At 60.6% G+C, this 24,091-nt stretch carries 15 protein-coding genes; 12 read left to right on the top strand and 3 right to left on the bottom strand.

Annotated elements, in window-relative coordinates; all coding sequences use genetic code 11:
• The first annotated feature begins 160 nt into the window (after positions 1-160).
• From ACZ5B4_RS03805 to ACZ5B4_RS03835, 7 genes are all read left to right on the top strand, one after another.
• Complete coding sequence (locus ACZ5B4_RS03805; protein ID WP_464913110.1) at positions 161-1,267, top strand: DUF1559 domain-containing protein; 1,107 nt, start codon at positions 161-163, stop codon at positions 1,265-1,267.
• Between the two features lie 139 nt (positions 1,268-1,406).
• Entirely contained in the window at positions 1,407-1,760 is a 354-nt protein-coding gene (locus ACZ5B4_RS03810) for a hypothetical protein (RefSeq protein ID WP_464913111.1), read from the top strand.
• Positions 1,761-2,102: 342 nt separating this feature from the next.
• Entirely contained in the window at positions 2,103-3,440 is a 1,338-nt protein-coding gene (locus ACZ5B4_RS03815; RefSeq protein WP_464913112.1) for a tetratricopeptide repeat protein, read from the top strand.
• A gap of 1 nt (position 3,441) precedes the next feature.
• Complete coding sequence (locus ACZ5B4_RS03820; protein ID WP_464913113.1) at positions 3,442-5,163, top strand: CRTAC1 family protein; 1,722 nt, start codon at positions 3,442-3,444, stop codon at positions 5,161-5,163.
• 43 nt (positions 5,164-5,206) lie between these two features.
• A complete protein-coding gene (locus tag ACZ5B4_RS03825) occupies positions 5,207-6,940 on the top strand; it encodes a CRTAC1 family protein (RefSeq protein ID WP_464913114.1) in 1,734 nt (577 codons plus the stop codon).
• Between the two features lie 108 nt (positions 6,941-7,048).
• Positions 7,049-8,338, top strand: coding sequence for a tetratricopeptide repeat protein (locus tag ACZ5B4_RS03830; RefSeq protein ID WP_464913115.1), 1,290 nt, complete (start codon positions 7,049-7,051; stop codon positions 8,336-8,338).
• Entirely contained in the window at positions 8,335-10,155 is a 1,821-nt protein-coding gene (locus ACZ5B4_RS03835; RefSeq protein ID WP_464913116.1) for a CRTAC1 family protein, read from the top strand. Before ACZ5B4_RS03830 ends, ACZ5B4_RS03835 begins: the two co-directional genes overlap by 4 nt.
• 62 nt (positions 10,156-10,217) lie before the next feature.
• Here ACZ5B4_RS03835 and ACZ5B4_RS03840 read toward each other — a convergent pair whose 3' ends face one another.
• On the bottom strand, positions 10,218-11,477 hold the full coding sequence (locus tag ACZ5B4_RS03840; protein ID WP_464913117.1) for a cellulase family glycosylhydrolase: 1,260 nt from the start codon (positions 11,475-11,477) through the stop codon (positions 10,218-10,220).
• Between the two features lie 262 nt (positions 11,478-11,739).
• Here ACZ5B4_RS03840 and ACZ5B4_RS03845 point away from each other — a divergent pair, with 262 nt between their 5' ends.
• The 3 genes from ACZ5B4_RS03845 (at position 11,740) to ACZ5B4_RS03855 (ending at position 15,801) form a co-directional block, all read left to right on the top strand.
• On the top strand, positions 11,740-12,708 hold the full coding sequence (locus tag ACZ5B4_RS03845) for a sugar phosphate isomerase/epimerase family protein (protein WP_464913118.1): 969 nt from the start codon (positions 11,740-11,742) through the stop codon (positions 12,706-12,708).
• Between the two features lie 277 nt (positions 12,709-12,985).
• Positions 12,986-14,353: an L-lactate MFS transporter gene (locus ACZ5B4_RS03850; protein WP_464913119.1), complete on the top strand. Its 1,368-nt coding sequence runs from the start codon at positions 12,986-12,988 to the stop codon at positions 14,351-14,353.
• Positions 14,354-14,478: 125 nt separating this feature from the next.
• A complete protein-coding gene (locus tag ACZ5B4_RS03855; RefSeq protein ID WP_464913120.1) occupies positions 14,479-15,801 on the top strand; it encodes a Gfo/Idh/MocA family protein in 1,323 nt (440 codons plus the stop codon).
• Between the two features lie 94 nt (positions 15,802-15,895).
• On the opposite strand, the gene ACZ5B4_RS03860 is transcribed toward ACZ5B4_RS03855, so the two are convergent.
• Positions 15,896-18,616, bottom strand: a complete 2,721-nt coding sequence (locus ACZ5B4_RS03860) for an FtsK/SpoIIIE family DNA translocase (protein WP_464913121.1) — start codon at positions 18,614-18,616, stop codon at positions 15,896-15,898.
• Positions 18,617-19,040: 424 nt separating this feature from the next.
• On the opposite strand from ACZ5B4_RS03860, the gene ACZ5B4_RS03865 reads away from it, so the two are divergent.
• On the top strand, positions 19,041-21,764 hold the full coding sequence (locus ACZ5B4_RS03865; protein WP_464913122.1) for a hypothetical protein: 2,724 nt from the start codon (positions 19,041-19,043) through the stop codon (positions 21,762-21,764).
• A 96-nt stretch (positions 21,765-21,860) separates the two neighbouring features.
• Entirely contained in the window at positions 21,861-23,156 is a 1,296-nt protein-coding gene (locus ACZ5B4_RS03870; RefSeq protein WP_464913123.1) for an MFS transporter, read from the top strand.
• A gap of 81 nt (positions 23,157-23,237) precedes the next feature.
• On the opposite strand, the gene panB is transcribed toward ACZ5B4_RS03870, so the two are convergent.
• The gene (gene panB / locus ACZ5B4_RS03875) at positions 23,238-24,041 is read right to left on the bottom strand and encodes a 3-methyl-2-oxobutanoate hydroxymethyltransferase (protein WP_464913124.1); all 804 of its coding nucleotides are present in this window, start codon (positions 24,039-24,041) and stop codon (positions 23,238-23,240) included.
• Positions 24,042-24,091 lie beyond the last annotated feature (50 nt).

Consider the following 24,091-nt stretch of genomic DNA (forward strand, 5'->3'; position numbering starts at 1 on the left):
CAGAGTGAGGATCTCACGAGGGGATGGCGGGCAGCGGTAAGGGAATGCCCGGACGACAGGGGCTTTTCGCTTGTGTGCTGTACCGGCGAGAGACACATCGTGCTCATCTCGCGGGCAAAGTCTGAGTCTTTTCCGGTTGTTTTTCGAAAGGAGTGCGGTTATGAGAACTTTGAGCGTCGTCGCGCGATGGCGCAAACGAGCGTTCACGTTGGTGGAACTGCTCGTTGTGATTGCCATTATTGGTATTTTGATCGCCTTGCTGCTGCCCGCGGTGCAGGCGGCGCGGGAGGCGGCTCGCCGCAGCCAATGCACGAACAACCTCAAGCAGTTCGCGCTGGCGGCGCAGAATTACCACGATGTTTACCGAGTTTTCCCTAGGCAGGGGTATCTTTATTGGATGCCGAATTTCGGCGTCAATCGCGACCCCTGGCGGATTTGGCAGGGCTTCAGCGTTCATACCATGATCCTGCCGTTCATCGAACAGCGGGCAGTGTACGACCAAACGATGGCGGAAGCTCAAGCCCGAGCGGCGAGCGGTGCCGAGGCCAACTGGTACGATACCTCGGAGCCGCTGCGCAAGACAGTCATCAACGCATACCTGTGCCCCTCCGACATGAAGGCCCCGCAGACGGGCTGGTTGAACGGCCCCGGCTGCAACTACGCCGTGAATAGCGGGCCGTGGCTCATTTGGTGGGATCACGACAGCCGCTGCCCAGGGGCGATCAAGCCGCAGAGCGAGACTTCGATGGCGGACATGATCGACGGCACGTCGAACACCATTTTGGCTTCGGAGGTCCTCAAGGGCGATGACAATGGTTCCCAATACCTGCCGGGCGAACCGGTCCGTAACCAAATCCCGAGCTGGTTCAACCATGGCGACCCGAACACGTTCCTCTCGCCCCTAATCACAGGCCAGAACCCGCAGACCATCATCGCCGCCTTGGAGGCCTGGGGCGTGCAATGTGAAGCCGGCAAAGGGGACCACCTCAGCAACAACGGTTGGAACTGGATGGGTGCCAACTACACCCAAACGGTGTTCAATACGGTGGTCCCGCCGAACTGGCGGTATCCCACCTGCATCGCTGAGGGCCCTCCGGGCATGGCGTCGGACCGCGACGGGTTGTACCCCGCCCGCAGCTATCACCCCGGCGGCTGCAATCACGCTATGGTGGACGGCTCGGTTCGCTTCATCTCGGCGACGATGGACATGCAGACCTATTGGGCGCTGGGTAGCCGGAACGGTCGCGAGCCGATTTCGACCCCATGACCCAATGGAGTCGGGTTGAGGTTCGGATTGCAGTAGGCACGTTCAACGGAAATGGAGGCGCGGGCACGAAAAGGTCGTCGTGCCTGCGCCCTTTCACGTTTCGATTACACGACCAAGGAACTGCAAAGGGGAACCGGTCATGATGGCTCACTGGAAAAACCTCTTGGGTTCGATTTTGGCGGTCGCCGTCCTCTTGGCGATCGGCTGCGGCAAGGGCGAATCCGTTAAGCCGGTGGAGCGGAACCCGAAGGAGGAGTTGACCAAGATCCTCCAGGACGTGTCCGCCGGAAAAATGCAGCAATTGGGAAGTGCGTTCGGGCAAGTCATGAACTTGGTCGAGGAGATCAAGAAGACCGATGCGGCTCTAGGAGCCTCTTTGGAAGAAGACGGCAAGAAACTGATGAGCGGCTCCGATCCTGCGGGTGCCAAAGGGATTGCCGAGCGGATGCTCCAGAAATTGGGAGCCTCGCCCGCTCCCGCTGCCGGATCGTGAGCTTCGGCGGCAAAATCGCAGCTTGAAGTCTGATTGCCGCAAAAGCGGTCATCCGTTGGTTCTCAAGCCCATGCCGCATCGAAACGTGCGAACGCGGCGTGGGCTTTTGCGTAGTTCGCGTCAGGGACCGTTGACGGCCGCGTTTGCGCGGATCGGGTTTGCCGACTCCCAAGCCGCGAGGCGTTCTGCGGAGGTTTTGAGTGGGCCATGTCATCTTTTCAGGCGGATTCCCAACAGCCGTCCATGCCGAAACCTGCGAGCGACGGCGGTGACACCTCGCCGATCGGGATCGATGCGTCGAAAACCGCAATGGTAAGCGAAGATTCGAGAGCACCGGCCGGTTTGGCGAAGCCAATCGGTTATCGTAGGGTCGTTGCGCTGTTCGGGGCCGTGGTGCTGTTGGTTGCGGCGGGCTTTGCCGTTTGGTTGAATCGGCCGCGCCCCAAGCCGCTGGAAGAAGTGGCCGCCAAAGCCGAGCCGGAGATAGCCTCGCTCATTTTGGAAACGTCGCGACTTGTCGAGGATACGTTGGCGCTGTTTCCCAACGACGCCTACGCCTGGGACTTGGCCGGTCGCATGTATAGCCGCTTCGGCAAGACCGAACAGGCCCAGCGGTGCTGGGAAAAGTGTCTGGAGTTGGATGGAAACTTCGTCGCTGCGCACCAAGCATTGGGCGTGGCGGCGTTGGAATCCGGCGATTTGAAGGCCGCGGCCGAGCATTACGAAAAGGCGTGGCGGCAATCTCCCGAGTCATCGGTCTATCCCACGCAATTGGCGGAGGTTCTGATCCAGGACGGGCAGCTTGCGAGGGCGCGCGACGTCTTGAAGGAGGCGCTGCGACGGCATCCGCGAGCCGTGGCCATGCGGGCCTTGCTGGGCCAGGCTTTGGTCCAACTTCGAGAGGACGTGGAGGCCGTCGAGCATCTCTCGCTGGTGATTCGCATGAATCCCGAGTACACCAACGGCTACTATCCGTTGGCTACGGCGCTAGATCGCTTGGGACAAAGGGAAGATGCGGCGGAGATGCGGCGTCTCTTCCAAGAGCGCAAACGGCAGGATGAGCTTCGTCATCGCGAGCAGCTCAAAGACGCGGACGTTCAAGCGGAGGCGGTACGGGTTTCGGTCGCCCAAGCCTATGTGTCCGCCGCGAAGATCCATATTTCGGTGGGAGATATCCCCACGGCCGAACGCTATTTGACGAGGGCCGCGGCGTTGGCCCCGCGATTCACCGACGCCTCGCTTTTGACGGCGTGGTTGAAGGACCGCATGGGTGATCGGTCGGGCGCTCGTGAGCAGCTCGAGCGGCTACTGAACGCGGAATCGTCTCATTTGGAGACGATCATGCAGGCGGCCAAGTTGTTCGCGGAATGGGAGGAATTCGACAAGGCCGAGTCGCTCTACCGCAAGGCGATCGAATTAACGCCCCACGAAGCGGGCGGCTATCTCGCCTTGGCGGGATTGTACGTCGCGACTGGAAAGCGTCCCTTCGAGGCCCAGGTACTGGCACTGAAGGCTGCCGCCAGGGAGCCCACCGCGGCTTGTTTCGGCCTGCTGATTTCGGCCGCCCAGCGAAACGGCGATCTGATTACCGCGGCGGCGGCGGCGAGGGAAGCCGTCAGGCTGGAACCGGAAAACCCTGATTATCGAAAAATCGCGAAAGCGCTGGGCGTTCAACCGTAACATGCTTCGACGTTGGATCGTCACGGGCTGCATCCTCGCGGTCTCCGCCGCACTCCTTGCCGGCTGGTCGTTACTTCGCCGCGCGTCGGATAAGAACGGACGTGCGGAGACGCTCCTTTTTCGCGACGTCACCTCTCAAACCGGGATTCGTTTCGTTCATACCGACGGCGGGAGCGGACAACGGTACATCGTGGAGACCGTTTCCGCGGGGTTGGCGGTTTTCGATTACGACGGCGACGGCGATCTCGACATCTACTTCTTGAATGGCGCACCCCTGAAAGGCACCGCGACGGACAGGCCGCCCAAAAACGCACTCTACCGCAACGACGGCAATTGGCGATTCACCGACGTCACGGACCAAGCCGGCGTGGGCGACACCGGTTACGGCTTGGGCGTGACCGTCGGCGACTACGACAATGACGGCCTGCCGGATATCTACGTCAACAACGACGGTCCCAACGTGCTCTACCGTAACAACGGCGACGGAACCTTTACTGATGTCACGGAACGGGCGGGCGTGTCGGGGGGAAGTCGCATGGGCGCCGGCGCCGCCTTCTTGGACTACGATCTCGACGGTGATCTCGATCTGTACGTTGCCAATTACGTCCAATTCAGTTACGACAGTCACCGCGTCCATGTCGTTAAAGGCTATCCCATGTATGCCGGCCCTCGCGACTACGCACCGGAGCCGGACATCCTTTACCGAAACAACGGCGATGGGACCTTCACCGACGTCAGTGTGGAGAGCGGGATCGGTCGAGTCGCCGGTTCGGGCATGGGGATGGTCTGTTGCGACTACGATGACGATGGGGATACGGACGTTTTCGTTTTGAACGACGTCTCCGGCAATTTCCTCTTTCGCAATAACGGAGATGGAACGTTTTCGGAGGTGGGGCTGGAGGCGGGATTCGCCTACAACGGTAGCGGCGATGAAACCGGCAGCATGGGCATCGATTGCGGGGACTACGACAACGACGGCCGGCTCGATCTCTTCATGACCTGTTACCAAGCGGAGTTGCCCGTTCTTTATCACAACCTGGGCGATGGTTCCTTCGAAGATACCACGGTCATCACCGGCGCGGGCAGCGGAAGCCTGCCCTATGTGAATTGGGGAACCGGATTGATCGACTTCGACAACGACGGTTGGCGTGACATTTTCATCGCCCAAGGGCATCTTCAAGACAATATCGATCTCTACGACGACACCACCGCCTACGAGGTGCCGAACTCGCTCTTGCGAAATCGCGGCGACGGCACCTTCGAGGACATCTCCCGTCGCTGTGGTGACGGTTTGGCTCCCAAGTTCAGCAGCCGCGGAGCCGTCTTTGGTGATTTGGACGGCGACGGCGATATGGATATCGTCGTCCTCAACTCGCGCAAACCGCCCACGCTGATTCGTAACGATCAAAGAGTCGGCAATCACTGGGTACAGTTGCGATTGCGCGGAACGACGTCCAACCGCGATGCGGTCGGCGCGAAGGTCACTTTGATCGCCGGCGACCTGCGACTTACCGACGAGGTCCACGCCGGGCGTGGTTACCAGAGTTATTGGGGGCCTTGGCTCCATTTCGGACTCGGTCGGCGTCTCAAGATCGACCGGATCGAAGTTCGCTGGCCGAGACGCGACGGCAAAGTCGAGACCTGGAGCGATTTGCCGACCGATCGGTTTATTTTGCTCACGGAAGGGGACTCGAGCCCCATCATTCGCACGAAGCCATGGTGAACAGGGGTCGCGTGAAAAGCGGCCGAGTATCTGCGAGGATCGAGTGGCACAACGGGTAAGCAGTTTCCGAACCGCCTTGGTAGCGATCGGCATGATGCTCGTGATCGCCGGGGGATGCCGCAGGCCGACCGGGGAACCAAGTGCGACCGGGCCGATTGCGCTGGAAGACGTTTCCGATCGCGTGGGCATCACCTTTCGGCACACCGACGGCAGCAGCGGACGCCGTTATATTTTGGAACCGATGAGCGCGGGCCTGGCCTTGTTCGACTATGACGGCGATGGCCGGATCGACATCTATTTCTTGAACGGGGCGCCGCTGCCCGGCTACGAATCCTCGACGATTCCGCGGAACGCCCTGTGGCGCAACAACGGCGACGGAACTTTCACGGATGTGACGGAGCGGGCGGGCGTGGGCGATACAGGCTTCGGGCTGGGCGTGGCCGTGGCAGACTACGACAATGACGGGCACCCCGACATCTTTCTCAACAACTACGGCCGCAACGTCTTGTACCACAATCAAGGCGACGGCACCTTCGAGGATGTGACCGGAAAAGCGGGAGTGGCAGGCCGAGACGATTGCGTCGGCGCGGGCGCGATTTTTCTGGATATCGAGGGAGACGGCGATCTCGATCTCTACGTCGGCAATTATCTACGCTTCGATCCCAGTATGAACGTGGAACGGATGGTGGACGGCATGCGGCATTATCCCTCGCCGCGGGACTATTTGCCGATTCCGGACAGCTTGTTTCGAAACGACGGAGACGGGAAGTTTACGGATATCAGCATGGAATCGGGAATCGCCGCGGTGGCGGGAACGGCGATGGGTATGATTGCCGCGGATATCGACGGCGACGGCGACACCGATGTGTTCGTGCTGAATGACGTGGCGGAGAACTTCCTCTTTGTGAACGACGGGGGCGGCCGCTTTGAGGAACGCGCGGTGGAGGCGGGTTTGGCGTACAACGCCCAAGGCGAGGAAAACGCCAGCATGGGTGTGGACGCCGCCGACTACGACCACGACGGATGGATCGATTTCTACATGACGGCTTACGAAGACGAGTTGACAATCCTCTACAAAAACTTGGGCGGCGGCTTCTTTGAAGACGTGACCCGCTTGACCGACGCCGGCCAGGGGACTTACTTCCACGTCAACTGGGGAGTCTGTTGGGCGGACTTTGATAACGATGGGAATCCCGATGTCTTCGTCGCCAACGGCCATACGGAGGACAATGCCGAATTGCGGCGTCCCGCCACGGCCTGGCGCGTGGCCAACCTGTTGCTCCGCAATACGGGCGATGGTAAGTTCGTGGATGTCTCGTCTCAGGCAGGCAGCGGTATGCGACCGGTCTTCGCGAGTCGCGGCGCCGCCGTGGCCGACCTGGATAATGACGGCGATCTCGATCTGGTAATCCTCAATTCGCGAGAAGCTCCGACGATTGTTCGAAACGACACCCGAAATGACAATCACTGGGTGCAAATCCTGCTTGAAGGGAAGACCGCGAATCGCGACGGAGTCGGTTCACAGGTCAAGGTGATTACCGGGGATCTTATCCAATTGCAGGAGCGCCACGCCGGGCGAGGATATCAAAGCCATTGGGGAGACCGGCTGCACTTTGGTTTGGGAAAGCATACCAAAATCGACCGCGTCGAAGTCCGCTGGCTGGGCGGAACGACGGAAGTGTATCACGATCTGCCCGTGGATCGGTTTATCCGTCTGCGGCAAGGATCGTCGCAATACGAGGTCCTAGACTTGCCGAAGGGCCGCTTAGGCCGATAGGTCGTTGCGTTCGGAACGGAACAGCACGTGAACAGAGTTCGAGGCGGCTAATAAACGAGTGAGACGATGTAAGCGAAACCAATCCGCATTTTGGCAGGGGCTGCTGCCATGCGAAGCGTCCAATTTCTCATCTTCCACAAATCTCCGACTCGAAGTTTGCTGATCGGGAGTATTCTTCTAATCTCGGTAATTGCCGGCTTGGTCGGGCTTTATCGGGTGGGACGTTTCCCCTTCCTGGATCCTTTCCTAAAGCATGGTGCCGGTCCGACGGCGTCTGCGGACGAGGATTTGCGTGCCGCCGAAATGTCGGCCGAACTACCCGACGAAGCCGCACCCATTCCCAAAAGCGCGGCCGACATCCGAGAGGAAATGCACCGCTTGGCCGCATGGTTGCGACGGTGGTTTCCCGATGCCGCCGACGCCGGGATTATCGCGGGCCGCTTGGAGTATCATCTGGGCGACATGGATGCCGCGGAGGATGCCTTTCAAAGCGTGTTGCGACTTGCTCCCGACAATGTCCACGCCCACCACGGCTTGGCCCTCATCGACGTGGCTCGCAGCCGGTTCGAACAGGCCGTGCCGCATTTTCGGCGCGTGGTCGGTCTTTCCCCGGGAGCCGTCGGTCCGATGCTCGAATTGGCCGACACCTTGATCCGGACCGGGCGGATGGACGAAGCCGTCGATTTGCTGGAAAAGGATTTCCCGAGTGAAGTCGAGTCCGTGTGGCGGGTCCAAATGCTGGGCCAATGCTATCTGCACCGCGGGGACTTGCGGCGCGCTCGGATGATGTACGAGTTGGCTTTGATGCTTCAACCGGAAGACCCCGTTGCGCTGACCGGTTTGGTGACGGTCTTCTCGCGTCTCAACGATCGCGAGCAAGCGGCGGCATTCACCGAGCGATTGCGTCGGGTCCGCGAACGGGAACGCGAGGTCGCGCGGCAAACGCGGCTGGCTCACGATGATGCCGCAGCGCTTGCTCAAAAATTGGCCGAGGCCTATGCCGATGCCGGGCGATTCTGTGCGGTTCAGGGCACGGGGCTGCTCGCGGAGCGATTGCTGTGTCGGGCCGTCGCCTTGCGGCCGGACGACGGCAAGACGCACATGGATCTGGCCGAATTGTATTTAAAACGGGCGGAGCGATTGAAGGATGCGATCGCCCACGCGGAAGCCGCGGCCGCCGCTTCGCCCGGCGCGGCGACGAGTCTCTTGTTGGCCCGCACCTACCAAGCGGCCGGGCGATCCGAGGAGGCATTGGACGCGGCGCGCAAGGCCTTAGCCTTCGGTGAGCGTCGGCCCGAGGCGTTGGCACTGTATCGTCAATTGACGGAGGACCGAGGGCGGAACGGTTCGGGAACTCCATTTTCCACGTCCCCCTCCGGATCGTCCGAGCGGCCATGAATATTCCTCTTCGCAATCGAAAGACCTTTTTGATCGGCTTGGGCCTGGTCCTCTTGGGCCTTGGGTACGTGCTTTGGAACGGCATCGCCGATCGTAATCGAGATGTATCGGACGGCGCCGCGAACATATCCGAGACTTCTTCTTCGGCCTTACCCGCTGCGATCGAGAAACGCGAATTCGTTACGGCAACGGCCCCGCAGCCCGGCCAAGCCCCGGCGGACTCCTCACCGTTTTATTTCGTGGAGGTCACATCCGAGACGGGCATCGACTTCCGCCATACGGACGGCAGCAGCGGACGGCGGTACGTGATCGAGCCGATGTCCGCCGGCCTCTTGATCTTTGATTACGATAGGGACACGCATGAAGACATCTACTTGCTCAACGGCGCGCCCTTGCCGGGATGCGATACGGAGGAAATCCTGCGTAATCGTCTTTATCGCAATCTAGGCGATTGGAAGTTCGTCGACGTGACCGACGCGGCGGGAGTGGGCGACTTGGGCTACGGGCTGGGGGTGGCCGCGGCGGATGTCGATAACGACGGGTTTGAAGATGTGTACGTGAACAATTTCGGCCCGAACGTCTTCTACCGCAACAACGGAGACGGTACGTTTTCCGAGGCGGCCGCGGAATGCGGTGTTCGCGGGGGCGAGCAGATGGGGGCGGGAGTCTGCTTCTTGGACGCCGACCGCGACGGTTGGGTCGATCTGTATGTCGGAAACTACATCGACTTTTCCTTCGACCAGCATATTGCCCGATCCATCAACGGTATTCCCTCGTATCCGGGACCGCTCGATTACCAACCGATTCCCGACACTTTCTACCGCAACCTAGGCAACGGCAAATTCCAAGACGGGAGCGAGACATCCGGAATAGGGACGCTGGCGGGAACATGCATGGGGTTGGTGGCGGGCGACTTCGACAACGACGGCGACGACGATATCTTTGTTTGCAACGACGTGAAAGAGAATTTCCTCTGGATCAATGATGGAACCGGCCGCTTCGAGGAGCGTGCCGTCTCCTGCGGTGTCGCTTATGACGCCTTCGGCGCTCCGCAAGCCAGCATGGGGGCGGATTCCGGCGATTTGGACAATGACGGCCTCGCCGACATCTTCATGACTTCCTACCAAAATGAAACGGTCACCTTCTACCGGAATCTCGGTGCGTTTTTCGAAGACGCGACCCCCACCAGCGGCGCCGGCGTCAGTTCCTATTCCTACGTTACTTGGGGCGTTATCATCGCGGACTTCGACAACGACGGCTTCCGCGACGTTTTTATCGCATGCGGGCATTTGGACGACAACGTGGAGTTGCGGGACCGCACGACTTCGTATTGGGCCAAGAATATCCTTCTCAAGAACCTGGGAAACGGAAAATTCCAGGATGTCAGCGAACGAAGCGGTCCGGGGCTTCAGGTCCGCTTGAGCAGCCGCGGAGCCGCCGCGGGCGACCTGGACAACGACGGGGACCTCGATATCGTCGTGCTCAATTCGCGGATGCCTGTCACCGTCTTGCGCAATGATACGCCCACGCGCAACCATTGGTTGCAGGTATTGCTGGAAGGCCGCGAGTCCAACCGCAGCGCGATCGGGGCAAGGGTGGAAATCACGGCCGGCGACTTACGAATTTGGGACGAAGTTCGAAGCGGGCGCGGCTATCAAAGCGATTGGGGCCGGCGCTTGCACTTCGGCCTCGGACCGCGGACGATGGTCGATCGCCTCGAGGTTCGCTGGCCGAGCGGCAACCGGGATGTGCTGAAAAACGTCCCCGGTGATCGCCTCATGTATGTGGTCGAAGGGCAAGCGCCGGTATCCGACTAGCAGTTGCTCCCCGGAACGTGCTCTGATTTCCCTCCGATTCCAATCGCGAGTTGTACTCGCTCTCAAGGTTGGACCAGGAAATAGATAGGCGCGTCGCTAAGCTCCAGCGTCACGGCTGAACCGGATGCCTTGAGATCGGCACTCGCTTTGCCGAGATAGTCCACCGCACGATACTCCCCGGCGGGGATCTCTACTGAGATACGCGCTATCTGGCCGTCGGACTGCGTCCAAGCGGCGATCGCGGGGCGACCATCTTTTTCGAACAGCAGGACGTGGCACTGGGCCGCTTGCTCGCCGCTAATCTCCAGACGTTTTACGAATCGGTAGCCTGACAGGACTCGATTAAGGGTCTGCGCTGCGACGTAGGCAGGCTTCGGATCGTAAACGGGGTCACGGCCCTCGTGGTAGGGAAACGCCGTCATGCCGAAGTGATGCTCCGGTTCCTTCGGGTCGGGACCGTCGTCATGCCAATCGTACCAGATCGACACAGGAATGTTCTCCGCCAAGTTCGTCAACCATTGGCGCGGAAGATATTTTCCTTGACGCTGCTCGTCGTAATTCTTCCACACCGCCGAGTATCCCCATTCGCCTGAGATAATGGGAATCGTTTTCCCGGCCGGTGCGTATTTCGCGATCAACTCTCGTAGGTTCCGATACTCGGGGATCACAGTTTCCGGAGCGGTTTGGCGATAGGGATGGACCGATACGGCGTCCCAGTATTCCAGCAGTCCGGCCTTGAAGCAGTCTTCGAGGAACTTCATGTCGATCTGCGAGGTGGCCGGGCCGATATAGATCTCGCCCGGGGCCTCGCGGCGGATCGCCTTGCCGACCTCGACGGCCAAGGCCGTGTAGTCGTCCACGTTGGGCTTGGGTTTCCAGAAGCCGATATTCGGTTCGTTGTACATTTCCCAAAGAATGCCGCGACCCCGAAAATGCTTGGCCGCGGCGGCGGCCCAGCGCGCGAAGGCTTGCCGTCCTTCCGCGGTGTGCGGCGACAGCCCGTCATCGTAGTGCCGATTCGAGTAGTCCAGGATGAGCAGGGCGCGAATGCCGTGCTTTTCCAGATCGTTCAGCAAATGATCATAGGCGGAGAAATCATAGACGCCTTTTTCACGCTCCGTGCCGCCCCATGAAAAGTCCATCCGAATCCATCGCATCCCCGAGGCGGCCAGCATCTCCATTTCGCCCGGTCTGGCGTGCGTGAAGTGGATGTTGGCTCCGAAACCGGCGGGCACCACGGGGGCGGGCCATGAGACTTCTGCCGACATAACTGCGCTCGCGAACCACAGTAAGCACACCGCGACCAACGATACGATCTTCATGGCAAGGTCCTTTCTTTGCCGGCGGGAAACCTCGGAGGCGGGCCGACTCAAGGGACTGGCGAGGAAAGCGGAAAACTTCCGCAGGCATCTTGTTACCGATTATGACCGCCCTCTATATTGGCGGCAAGTCGGCCGATGGGCAAAGTCTTGCGACGCGGGACTGCCTTGCCGGATGCGACGGCCGACCGGGCGGTTGCAGTTGGTTGTACCTTCGATGCCATTTTGAACCGAGCTTCACTCTTACCCATGGGAGGTCGATCGTATGCTTCGCGATGGCCATGCTTCACGACGTAGTTTCTTGGGCGGCTTGGGGGCGACCTCCGCGGCCGTACTGATGTCCGATCTCTTCGCCTGGAGGCAGGCCTTCGGGGAAGCCGCGGGCGGAGATGGACTGCACGTGGCTTCCAACGCCTATCCCTGGTACACGTACTACCGCCGCGAGAACCGCGATTTCAACGCCGATTTGGACGCGGGGTTGGCCGACGTAGCCGCCGCCGGGCTTCAAGGATTCGAGGCCCTGCTTGGATCGCCGGACGACGTGGATCGGTACGCTCCGCTGCTCAAGAAGCACGGCTTGGAGATGCGTTCCTTTTACATCGGCTCACCGCTGTACGACAAGGAAACGGCGAAGGCCTCGATGGCAGGAATTCTTGCCACCGCCGACAGGGCTAAGGAACGCCTGAATACGCAGATCGTGGTGATCAATCCCGCCCCGCTGTCCTGGAATCGGGAAACAGGCCCCGCCGACAAGACGGATGAGCAGCTCGAAGTCCAGGCGGACGCTTTGAACCGCCTGGGAGCGGCCTTGCGCGAGCGGGGTATGGTGCTTGCGCTGCACAATCACGACATGGAATTGCGCAATGCCGCCCGCGAATCTCAGCACATGATGCTGGCCACGGAACCGACCAACCTTACGCTGTGCCTGGATGCGCACTGGATGTATCGCGGTTCGGGCAATTCACAGGTATTCCTCTTCGATATCGTGAAGCTGTACGGCAAACGCGTGAGTGAGATTCATTTCCGCCAATCCCAGGACGGCGTGTGGACGGAGGTATTCGGGACGGGGGATATCGATTACGCGCGTCTGGCACGCGAGTTGATCGCGGAAGGCGTTCGCCCGCATCTCGTATTGGAACAGGCCGCCGAGGCGAGAACCCCGCACACCATGGACGGCGTTGCGGCCCATCGCCAAGGGCGAAAGTACGTCGTCGAGCTTTTCGGGCGAGCATAGCGGAAAGCGTCGTGGAACGTCGCGCGGAATAATCGGCGGGTATGCTTGAAGAAATCTCTTGCAAGGCATTTTCCGCTGCTATAATAGGCATCGGTTGCGTCCGCTAGCCGGATGCGCTCACGTCGGGATCGCCGTTATCGAACCGCGCCGCTCGCGGACAAAGGGGTTTGTGCGGGCGGCGGCGACGCTTGAGGTTCGGCAAGAAGCCGGGCCCGTTGCGCCATTTCGCGGCGGCGACAAGACATTTTCTTTTCCCATGCTTCCGGGAGGGCGAGCCGTGTCGAAACCGGTGATGAATCGCTGGTGGGTGGTCTTGGGTGCCATCCTCATTCAGTTGTGTCTGGGTGTCATCTACGCCTGGAGCGTATTCACAAAAGCGCTTACCGAAGAGCCTTTCGGGTTTCTCAAGACGCAAACTCAAGTCATTTTCAGCGTCGGTCTGGCGACATTCGCCGTGGTGACCGTGATCTCGGGCCGGCTCCAGGGCAGGATTCCGCCGAGAATCTTAGCCCTCGCCGGCGGAATCGTTTTGGGGGCGGGTTACGTCACGGCTTATTTTATGGGGACGAATTACGCCGGCTTGGTGCTGGCCATCGGGTTGGTCGGCGGAGCCGGGATCGGATTGGCGTACACCGTGCCCATCGCCGTCGGTGTTCGTTGGTTCCCGGACAAGAAGGGTCTGTTTACGGGCCTTGCCGTTGCGGGATTCGGTTTTGGGGCCTTGCTCTGGATCTATTTGGCCGGCAGTTTCGGCGGCTGGATCGCCAAGTTCGGCGTTCCACAGACTTTTCTGATGTTCGGCGTCCTCTTTGTCGTTCTGGTGGGAATCGGGTCGGTGTGGATGGTCAATCCGCCGGAGGGTTATTTGCCCGCCGGATGGGATCCGGAAAAGGCGAGATTGCGGAAAGGAACGGCTGCGGGACGCGATTTTACCAGCTTTCAAATGCTGCGGACCCCGCAGTTCTATCAACTCTGGCTGATGTTTGCCGCGGGGGCGATGGCCGGTTTGATGGTCATCGGCTGCATCAAGCTTTTCGGCAGCGAACGGCTGCTGGAGCATTTTCGGACGGCCGGTCTGGATGACGCCGGCGCCGCTGCCAAGGCCGCCGCGACGACCGAGTTGGCGATGGCGGTGTTCTTCGCCATCGCGAACGGATTGGGGCGAATTGCCTGGGGAGTCATCTCCGATGTCATTGGGCGGAAGGCATCCCTGGGAATCATGTTGTTTCTCCAATCCGCCGTGATGGCGTCGTTCTATTGGTTGGCCGCTTCGCCGACCGTGTTTTGTATCGCCGCAGCGCTGATCGGATTCAATTTCGGCGGCAACTTTGCGTTGTTTCCCGCTGCGACCGCAGACCTGTTCGGTAATAAGAACGTGGGCGCCAACTACGGCTGGGTTTTCACGTCCTACGGTTTAGGCGGGATTGTCGGTCCGATTCTCGGCGGTTGGTTCGGAGACTTTGCAAAAAACAGCGGCAGTCTTGCTGTCTGGCTGGTGCCGTTTCTCGTGGCGGCGGGCGCGTGCTTGCTTGCCGCCGTTCTGGCCGTCATACTGAAGTCGCCGAGTAGGGCGGACGACGCCCGCGAAGGGGAAGGGCCGGCGCCCGTTCTCCGCCAGGAGCGTGCCGTGCTTTCGGCAAGGTAAAAATTAAAGGTAGTCGCTTTCCGCCCGAGCCGGCTCGCCGCAGGTCGTTTAAGATGCCTGCGACGGGCCGGATCGGTGTGCCGTCCGGCAGGTTTTCTTCCCAAGGAAAAGAGGAGCGTCATACCATGGATAACGCGTCTTCCGTCAGCTCATCTCCCAATCGGCGTTCTTTCTTGCAGGCCGCGGCCGCAACCGGGGCGTTGAGTATGCTGCCGTTGACGCGAGCCGCCCATGCCGCGGGCAGTGACGTGGTGAAAATCGCCCTCAGTGGTTGCGGGGGCAGAGGTACGGGCGCTCTCGCGGACGCGCTTTCGAACAGCGTGGGCGCGAACGTGCAATTGATCGCGCTGCATGATGCGTTCGGGGAGCGAATCGAGAATTGTTTGCGTGCCATCTCGGCGCGCTTTCCCGACAAAGTGGATGTGCCGCCCGAGCGTTGCTTCAGCGGCTTGGACGGGTATCAGCGGCTGGCGGAGACCGGTGCCGACATCATCTTGGATTGCAGCCCGCCCGGCTTTCGGCCCATGCATTTCGAACATTACGTGCAGGCCGGTAAGCACGTCTTCATGGAAAAGCCGCTGGCGGTGGACGCACCCGGCGTCCGTCGCATCTTGGCCGCCAATGAGCAGGCCAAGGCCAAGGGGTTGCGAGTGGCCGTCGGCCATCATTTGCGCCACGAGTTGAAGCACAAGGAAATGATCGGCCGCATCTGGGACGGCGAGATCGGCAAAATCACCCATTTGCGCGTCTATTTCAACTCCAGCGGCGTTTGGGTTCGGCCTCGCAAGCCCGACCAAACGGAAATGGAATATCAAGTGAACAATTGGTACTATTTCACTTGGCTCAGCGGCGACCACATCGTCGAGCAGCACGTTCATGACCTCGATGTGATGAATTGGATGATGGGGAATCGCCACCCCGTGTCGGCGCAGGGTATGGGCGGGCGCCAATTCCGCATCGGCAAGGACTACGGTGATATCTTCGATCATCACGCCGTGGAATTCACGTACGAAGACGGCACCAAGGGCTTCAGCTATTGCCGCCACATTCCCGGCTGTTGGGACAGTTTCTCGGAACATGCCCACGGGACGAAAGGCTTCGTTAGCATCGAGGGCCACGGTCATGCCATTATCCAAGTGGAAGGGCGGGATCCCGTGCGGGTGGAGCGCGGGCCGGACGGTCACGGATTGGAATGGAATGACCTGCTCACGGCCCATCTCGACGGCCAAGCGTACAATGAGGTGGATAACACCATCCTCGGGACCATGACGGCGATCTTGGGTCGGATGGCAACCTATTCCGGTCAGATCGTCACCTGGGACGAGGCCGTCGCCTCGCAACTGGATCTGTCTCCCAGCGGCTACACCTGGGATGCCGAACCGCAGCCGAAGCCGGGGCCGGACGGGATTTATCCCTGCGCCATGCCGGGCCAGACCAAGGCCTATTGATGCCTTGCTTGTCGGGTGATCCGACGTTCGATCAGCGGCGGCTCGGCCGTCGGTGCCCATGATTCCATGAACCGGCGCACCGGAACCGTGGGAGTCACGCTCCTTCTGCTTTGCGATGGGGCGGCCGGTGTTCCCAAGGGGCGATTGCGTCCTGGTCCTCGTCCCCCGGAGGCGGTTCTTGATGCGCCGGCGGGTCCGGGCCGGCAAACGGACGTCGCGCGGTTCGCGGTTCGGTGTCATGCCGACCGCTTTCCGCGCCCGAGCGCGGAGGTATCTCGGGAGCAAATCTGCTTGCCGATGGTCCGGCTATGGTCGCGGGATCGGTTTGGTCGCTCGGCGGTACCAATAGGATCCGATTTTCCGGACGAGGCAGGCTTACGGGGCCGGTGACATTGCCGGACGGAGTATTGGTGGCCGCACGCGAGCCGCCCGGTGTCGGTCGAGGAATCTCTCCATTCCTGGCCTCCCATTCCTCCAGGCTGATGAGGACCTCGCGGGCTTGCGACCCGTTATAGGGGCCGACAATACCGTCTTCCGCCATGTAATCGATGAGCCGGGCCGCACGTCCGTATCCGATGCCGAGCGCGCGTTGAAGCAGCGAGACGCTCCCCCGTCCTTCCCGAATTACGATGTCCACGGCGGCTTCGTACAACTCATCACGGGTTTCCGTCGGCGAGGGCGAGCCGCCGGGGGACGCCGGCTTTAGTTGGACCAATTCTTGAACGAATTGCGGTTCGCGGACGGCCACGGCGTCGATCACACGATTGATTTCGTCATCGCTCACGTAGGTGCCTTGTCCCCGGATGAGGGTGCTGGTGCCGGGGCGGAGGAACAGCATATCGCCGTTGCCCAGCAGTTTTTCCGCTCCCATTTCGTCCAGCACTACGCGGCTGTCCACGCGGGAGGCGACCTCGAAGCAAATCCGGGCGGGCAGGTTGGACTTGATTAAACCCGTAATGACGTCAACCGTCGGTTTTTGCGTCGCCAACACCAGATGGATGCCCACTGCGCGGCTCTTCTGCGCCAGCCGGATGATGTGCGTTTCGACTTCCTTGGCCGAGGTCATCATCAAGTCCGCCATTTCATCCGCTACGATCACGATGTAAGGCATGTGCGTGGGTATCCGGGCGCGATCCTCGTCGCTTTCCGGTCGCATCCGCTCCATCAATTCCTCTTCGCCCAATTGGTTGTATACGCTCAGGTGTCGCACGCCGGCACGGGCTAGGAGGCCGTAGCGTTCTTCCATCTTTTCTACGGCCCATGCGAGAATGGCTTCCGCCTTGCGCATGTCGGTGACCACGGGGTGCATCAAGTGAGGGATTCGCTTGTACGGGCTAAGCTCCACCATTTTGGGATCGATGAGCAGAAGCCGCACGTCTTCCGGCGTTCGCGTCATCAAGATCGACATGATGATGGAGTTGAGGCAAACGCTCTTGCCGGTTCCCGTTCGCCCCGCGATCAAGAGGTGGGGCATGGTCGACAAGTCGACGACCAGCGGAGTTCCGGCGACGTCCTTCCCCAAGAAAATGGGAATGCGCATGGCCGAGAACTTGGCGTGCGATTCCTCGATGACCTCCCGCAACCGCACGAGCTGCCGTTCGCTGTTGGGGACTTCGATGCCGACCGTATTTTTGCCTGGGATGGGCGCCACGATGCGCACGCTCGGAACGCGCAGGGCGATGGCCAGATCATCCGCCAGCACCGTAATCTTGCTCAGCCGCAGCCCGGCTTCCAATTCGACCTCGAACTGGGCAATCACCGGGCCGGTTTGAATTTCCACGACGCGGACGCGGTAGCCGAAATCGGCAAAAGTCTTCTCCAGGATCGCGGCTTTGCGGCGGACGTCTTGCTCCTGCGTTTCGAATCGGAACGGTTCCGATTCCAGCAACAGGTCCAACGCCGGCAGCTTGTAATCGATTCGGGGAGCAGCGTGCGTAACCGATTCGATCTCTTCCAATAGCGATTCGCGGGAAGCCTTCTGAGGCTTGCGGATCTTGACGTCCTCGCGGCGGCTGGGAGCGGCCGGGGCCGATGAACCGGGAACGGGTGGGGGGGGCTCGACGGTCTTGGATTCGGTACCCGGCTTGATGACCCGAACGGTCTCTTCGCTCGGTTCTTCGTCGGCCGATGTCTGTTGACCGTCCACGGCTCGCGAAGTCGGTTTGCCGCTTCGGCGTTCTCCTCTGCCTTTGCCAATGCCGTCTTGGGAATCTTGGTTCGGCACCGGCAGCGGCAGGCCGTACGCTCCGGCGACCAGCACGATGCCCTGCAATAGCCCACGGAACGGCCACGAGAGAATTCGCGTCAGGCTATGAAGCTGGACGTTGGTGGCGATCAGGGCACCTCCTAAGAACGATACCACGGCGATGAGCAACGCGCCCGCCGTGCCCGCGTATTGCCTCAGAATCAAGGCCGTGAGGGCCCCCAGATAACCGCCGGGGCCTACCGCAATCCCAGGACTCCAGGCCGATATCACGATGTCGGCGGCGGCGGTGAGTCCTAACAGTGAGAAGAACCAACCGGAAATCCGCAGACCGGGCTGGGTAAACGGGATACGAAAAAGGAGGGCGGCCGTCAGCGCGCCCAGCGAAACCGCCGTGTAAGCCGCCCCGATTCCCGTCCACTCCAGCAGAAAATGGGCTGTCACGGAACCGGCCCAGCCGCAAACGTTGGACGGTTTCTGGTTGCCGGGATAGACGAGGTGAGAGGGCGGATCCGCGGGATCGAAAGTCGCCAGGGAAGCGATGAGGAACAAAGCCAGCGCGAGCGAGAATAGAGATAATAGGTCGCGTCGCAATTCGGATTGCACGGACATGGCGTCTTCGGCCTCGCCACGAGTAGGTGGAGGTCGGTGGGGATCCCTACTCATCTATCGGCACAGCCCGGTCGGCGCCGCAGTTTCGGGCCGGCTTGCCCGCCAGTCTTCGCGATCCTGTTTGGTGACAAGGTCGCTACGAAGCGGACGGGCCGACCACTTTTGCCATTCGATCCATTCGGATGCGGTAGTTCTGCGGCCCTGGTGGGCCGAGAAACCTTCTAAGCGGTAAACTTGGGAGAATACAACCCGTCGTTCCGGCTATTACGCTGACCGGAGGAGATTGAACGTGACGTGCTTTTCACCCCGTTTCAAGTCGGAGGAGCGAGGATTTGCCGCTATCCGCACGATCGTGACGGTTGCGACGGTCGCACTGGCGCTCAGTGTCGACAATCGGGCCGCGACGAGTTCCGAAAGCGGTCCTATGACGCGGCGCGTCCGGCTTGAACCGGACATGCTGCGGGCGGAAACGGAATACGCAGGCAACGTCGCGGTGTTGGCGGACGAGCAGGATCTCGTCGGCGATCCGCCGACGGGCAAACCCGTGAATGGTTGGGATTTCGACTACCGGCATGGGCAGACGCTACCCCATGCCGTAGTGATCGACCTGGGAAATGAGCGTGCCATCGCGAAGTTTTGGTTCTTCGATACCTTCAATGTCGGGAAATTGCGATTGGAGGCGGGCGAACCGGAGGCTTGGCAGGAGATCGCGGTAGTTTCTACCGAGCGTTTTCAGAGTTGGGTGGCGATTCCGGTAGACCGAACGTGCCGCTATCTGAGATTCTCGCGGTTGGACCCGGCGGCGAACGTTGCCGAGATCGCGATCGATGAGTACACACCGTCGGGGTTGGCCGATTTGGAAGCGCGGCGGAAGGCGGCGCGCGAGCGCGAGGCGGCGCTGAAAGCCGCCGAGGAAGAAGCGCGCCGCCGACCCACCGTCGATCTCGGCCCACCCTTTGGAAAGCTGTCTTTGGTGGATGAAATTGACTGCGCCGGCGAACCGCCGAGTCATGGTTTTAGCGAGAGTCTGCAGGGCGTTTCGGAGGTGCGCGAGATTCTGGGGCGACCGTGCAGGGTTCTTCGGCCGCTGCCGGACCAGGCCGGATACATCGCCTATCGTCTGGGCCGATTCAAGCTGTTGCGTCCCGGCGCGAGTTATCTCTTGGTGATCGATTATCCCGAGGATGCCCCGCGGCATTGGATCGTCGTCAACGGCGGTTGCGAGACGCGCCTGGGATTTCACACGGGTTCCACACTCCCCGATGCTTTGCACGCGAAGTACGTGGATTCCTTGCCGGAATCGGTGCGGCTTCCCATAGCTGGAGAATACCGTTCCTGGAAGATGCTGTTTCGACTCCACGATCGCTTTCCGGAATTGGGTATTCCCCGCGGGGAAGCCGAGCGACCGCTTTTGCCGGAGGACGGTTTCCCGATAATCATCGGCCAGTTTTCGGCCCCGAACATTCCCATGTCGATGGGAGCGGCGGTGTCGCGAATTCGACTATTCGAAGTGCCAAACGATTCCCGCCTGGAATGCCCCATCCGTTTTCCGCCGGAGCCGTTGCCGCGGCGGCACGTCTTTTGGCGAGAGGAAATGGCGGACGGCGTGATTGAGTCGAGGAGTGAGGAGAAGCGAGGACTGCGCGACCCCTTGGATTGGTATCGCTTTAAGCTCTCCACGATGAAGTTTCTCGGCATTCCCACTTACTGCAAGGATTTGCTGGAGTTTGGAGCCTGCCAAGCTTGGGATCCCACTCCCTACGGCGGAAATCGCTGGGTCCATTTCAATGATTTTCACAAAGGACTTTGGGAGCGGATCGTGGAGATCATGGGACAAGCCGGAGTGGAGGTCTTGCCTTATTACGAATATGCGGGCAGCCGGGGCGATCAGGGACTGGGTTATCAGCGGCGGGCACAGCCCTTGACCCGTGATGACGCTTACACCCACATCTCCTGGGTGGAGAACGCCAATGCCGATATTACCGACCTGGATACCTGGGAAGACTTTCGCAAGATGCTGGAACTCACCGTGGTGCGGCCGTCGAGCAAAGCTAGCTTTGTCGGGGTGTGGTTGCGATCTCGCGGTCAACTGCCCATCGGATTCGGCGATGCCACGCGACGGCGCTTCGCGGAAGAAACCAAGCAGGATACGGTGCCCACACGGGAACAGTTGCGAACCGACTCCGCCCTGCTGCAACGATACTATGACTGGTGGTTTGAAAAGCGGCGTGAGTTCTTGATTCGGGTAAGGGATTACATTCGTGCCCACGGAGCGCGACCGGACGCCGTGGTCTTGTACACGTCCTTGCTCGCGGAATCCGGGCCGTCATTTCCGACGTGGGATAAAACGCTCGTCACCGATGACCCAACGATGTGGGAGTCCTTGCTACAATCGCCCCCGCATCTCCAAGACAAAAAGTGGCGCGTGCTATCGCTCTCGGAAGTGGTAGAGCGGGATCTCTATTTGGAAGCCCTGCTGTCGCCGCCCTTGAATTGGGGGGGATGGGAGTGGCACCACGCGCACCCCGCTCCCGATCCGCAGCGTTATACTTCGACGGAAGGTGTGCTGATGACCTACGCTTTCAATCGTTTTTACACCGTCCTGTCGCCGCGGACGTTGGACCGGTTTCGCGGTCCCAGCGGATTGGCCGTCGTCCGTCACTATCCCTTGAACGAGGACATGATGTTCGATGCACACGATAAACCCAAGCTCGACTATTTCGTGGCGGACGTCGAGCACGCCGGGCCTTACTGTATGGCCGCCGAGGCCTTGGCCCTGGCGTACGGCGATCCTTGGTATATCGGTTACTTGACCGGAAACTCCCTGGCTCGCGGCTTTCCTGAGGTCGTCCGCGCATTCAACAGGGCCTTTTTGTCGCTTCCGGCGTTGCCCAGTGAACTTGCCCCGGGACTCGCTGCCGACGATGCCGTCGTCGTTCGCCGTATCGAGACCGGCGGTCACGGCACCTACTTCGCACTGGTGAACACCGATTACAACGCCAAAGTCGGTGTGGTTCTTCGGTTGCCGGAAGGCACCTATGAGGATACCGTTTCCGGAGAAGTCATCCATGTGACTCGGCCTGAGATCACGCATGATTTCACACCATTTGAGCTGTGGACGATCCGCCGGCTTCCGAAAGGCGAGTAGCGGTTGCGGTCCTGTCGGCGAAAGCGTTGGTGCGTAAGAGATATAAGAGATAGTTGTCTGCCCGGTCTCCGGAAGGACTTGCCAGGGTGGTTCGATATGGACATTTCAGACCAGAGCGGCGACGGAGTCGACCCGTCACGGAAATCGTGGTGGAATCCCACGGTAATCGGCGCCAGTATCACCAGTGGATTGGCGGACCTGTCTTACGAAACGGCGAACGTCATTCTGCCGGGGTTTCTTGCGGCCCTGGGTTTGTCGCCGTCGGTGTTGGGGACGATCGAAGGGATTGCGGACGGTATTGCCAGCTTTACCAAAATCGCCGCGGGATACCTGACTGACCGCATCGGCCATCGCAAGCCGCTGGTAGTGCTGGGTTATTCACTCACGGTTTTGGGCCAGGCCGTGATGGCTGTGGCAACCGCGTGGGGCATGATACTCTTGGGTCGGGCAATAGGCTGGATGGGACGGGGTATCCGCGGACCACTCCGGGACGCCATCGTTTCCGGCGCGATTCCCGAGGATCAGCGGGGACGTGCCTTCGGGTTTCATCGGGCCGCCGATACCTTGGGAGCGGTGCTAGGGCCGGCATTGGGAGCGGCTTCGCTTCCGCTTCTGGTGCAGTACGTCGCCGAGCGTCACTGGACGCCGGTGGCGGCATTTCAAATTGCTATGGGGTTGACGGTCATCCCCGGCGTCTTGGCCGTGCTCAGCTTCGCATTCCTGGTGCAGGATTACGGGTCCCGACCCAATCCCAAGCTTCGCTTTCATCGGGCGGTGGCAAGTCTTCCCAGGCCCTTCCGGCAATATCTTTTCGCCGTGGCTCTGTTCGGCATGGGGGATTTCGCACCAACCTTGCTCATTCTTGCCGCCTCGCAAGCCCTCCACCGTCATTTCGATCTTGGGACTGCGGCCGCCTTGGCGGGAGGATTGTATGTGTTGAGAAACGTCGTCCAAGCGACCGCTTCGTTTCCCGTCGGAGCCTGGGCCGACCGAATCGGATATCGAACCTTCTTGGTCTGGGGATACGCGGTGGGGGCGGCTACCATGCTCTTGCTCGTCCTGGCGTTTGTACTGCCGGTCTTAAACGCGGTCCCCGCCTTGACCGTGGCCGTAATGACGGCGGTGTTTGTCTTGGCCGGTTTCTACATGGCCGTGCAAGAGGCTTTGGAACCCGTCATCACGTCCACATTGGTCCCGCCCGACGTTAAGACGACGGGTTTCGGCGTGCTGGGAGCCGTGAACGGCTTGGGCGACCTCGGCTCGAGCATTCTGGTCGGAGCACTCTGGACTCATCTCTCGCCGCAAGCAGCTTTTGGTACGGCCGGTTTGCTCATGCTGGCGGGCGCGGCAGTCTTGGCGACGTTGGAAGCGGGGGCACCTTCGCAGAAATAGCTTGGCCGAACAGAAGTCTCACGACGCGGTTCATCACGGCTTCCCATGACACGTTGGTTCCGGCCAAGTGAGCGAGAACCATCAGGAAAAGGTGTTCTCCGGACCGGGAAAGCGTCCCGTTTGAATGTCGTCCGCGTAACTCCGGACCGCGTCGGTGATGATGGACCGGAGGTCGGCGTATCTGCGGGAGTGCTTGGGAATGCGTTCGTCGGGCGAATAACCCAACAAGTCGTGGTAGACCAGGATCTGTCCGTCGGTTTCATTGCCGGCTCCGATCCCGATCGTGGGGATGGTCAGCCGCCGCGTAATCTCACCGGCAACGACGGCGGGAATGCACTCGAGGACCACGGCAAAGGCCCCTGCCGCCTGGACCGCTTCGGCATCGGCCAAGAGTTGCTCCCGATCACGTTCGACCCGGTACCCGCCGAGGATGCGTACGCTTTGCGGTCGCAGGCCGAGATGAGCCATGACGGGGATGCCGGCATCGGTAAGGGTGGCAATCAAATCCGCCTGCTCTTTTCCGCCTTCGAGCTTGACGGCCTGCGCGGCGGTCTCCTTCAGGATCCGTCCGGCATTCTCGATCGCCCTTGCCGTACCCAACTGAAACGTGAGAAACGGCAGATCCACCACGACCAACGCGCGACGGACGGCCCTGGAGACCATCTCCGCGTGATACACCATCTGCTCGATGGTGACGGGCAAGGTGGTGTTTTTGCCCTGGACTACCATGCCCAGGCTGTCACCCACGAGGATGCCGTCCGCACCCGCTCGGTCCACGATCGCGGCCGACGGGTAATCATAGGCCGTAAGCATCACGATCTTGCGTCCGGAACTCTTAAGCCGGACGAATCGGGGTACCGTCAACTGCTCGGAACCTTCAGGCATGGTAAGATTCCCGAACGATTCGCTTGGTCTAATAGGGCTTCGCACGTCCA

The organism is Thermogutta hypogea (assembly GCF_055386265.1).

Bases quoted from the DNA above. Each gene is read 5' to 3' on its own strand.
- ACZ5B4_RS03805 (WP_464913110.1), top strand. From the start codon at position 161: ATGAGAACTTTGAGCGTCGTCGCGCGATGGCGCAAACGAGCGTTCACG.
- ACZ5B4_RS03810 (WP_464913111.1), top strand. From the start codon at position 1,407: ATGATGGCTCACTGGAAAAACCTCTTGGGTTCGATTTTGGCGGTCGCC.
- ACZ5B4_RS03820 (WP_464913113.1), top strand. From the start codon at position 3,442: ATGCTTCGACGTTGGATCGTCACGGGCTGCATCCTCGCGGTCTCCGCC.
- ACZ5B4_RS03830 (WP_464913115.1), top strand. From the start codon at position 7,049: ATGCGAAGCGTCCAATTTCTCATCTTCCACAAATCTCCGACTCGAAGT.
- ACZ5B4_RS03835 (WP_464913116.1), top strand. From the start codon at position 8,335: ATGAATATTCCTCTTCGCAATCGAAAGACCTTTTTGATCGGCTTGGGC.
- ACZ5B4_RS03840 (WP_464913117.1), bottom strand. From the start codon at position 11,477: ATGAAGATCGTATCGTTGGTCGCGGTGTGCTTACTGTGGTTCGCGAGC.
- ACZ5B4_RS03845 (WP_464913118.1), top strand. From the start codon at position 11,740: ATGCTTCGCGATGGCCATGCTTCACGACGTAGTTTCTTGGGCGGCTTG.
- ACZ5B4_RS03855 (WP_464913120.1), top strand. From the start codon at position 14,479: ATGGATAACGCGTCTTCCGTCAGCTCATCTCCCAATCGGCGTTCTTTC.
- ACZ5B4_RS03860 (WP_464913121.1), bottom strand. From the start codon at position 18,616: ATGTCCGTGCAATCCGAATTGCGACGCGACCTATTATCTCTATTCTCG.
- ACZ5B4_RS03865 (WP_464913122.1), top strand. From the start codon at position 19,041: ATGACGCGGCGCGTCCGGCTTGAACCGGACATGCTGCGGGCGGAAACG.
- ACZ5B4_RS03870 (WP_464913123.1), top strand. From the start codon at position 21,861: ATGGACATTTCAGACCAGAGCGGCGACGGAGTCGACCCGTCACGGAAA.
- panB (WP_464913124.1), bottom strand. From the start codon at position 24,041: ATGCCTGAAGGTTCCGAGCAGTTGACGGTACCCCGATTCGTCCGGCTT.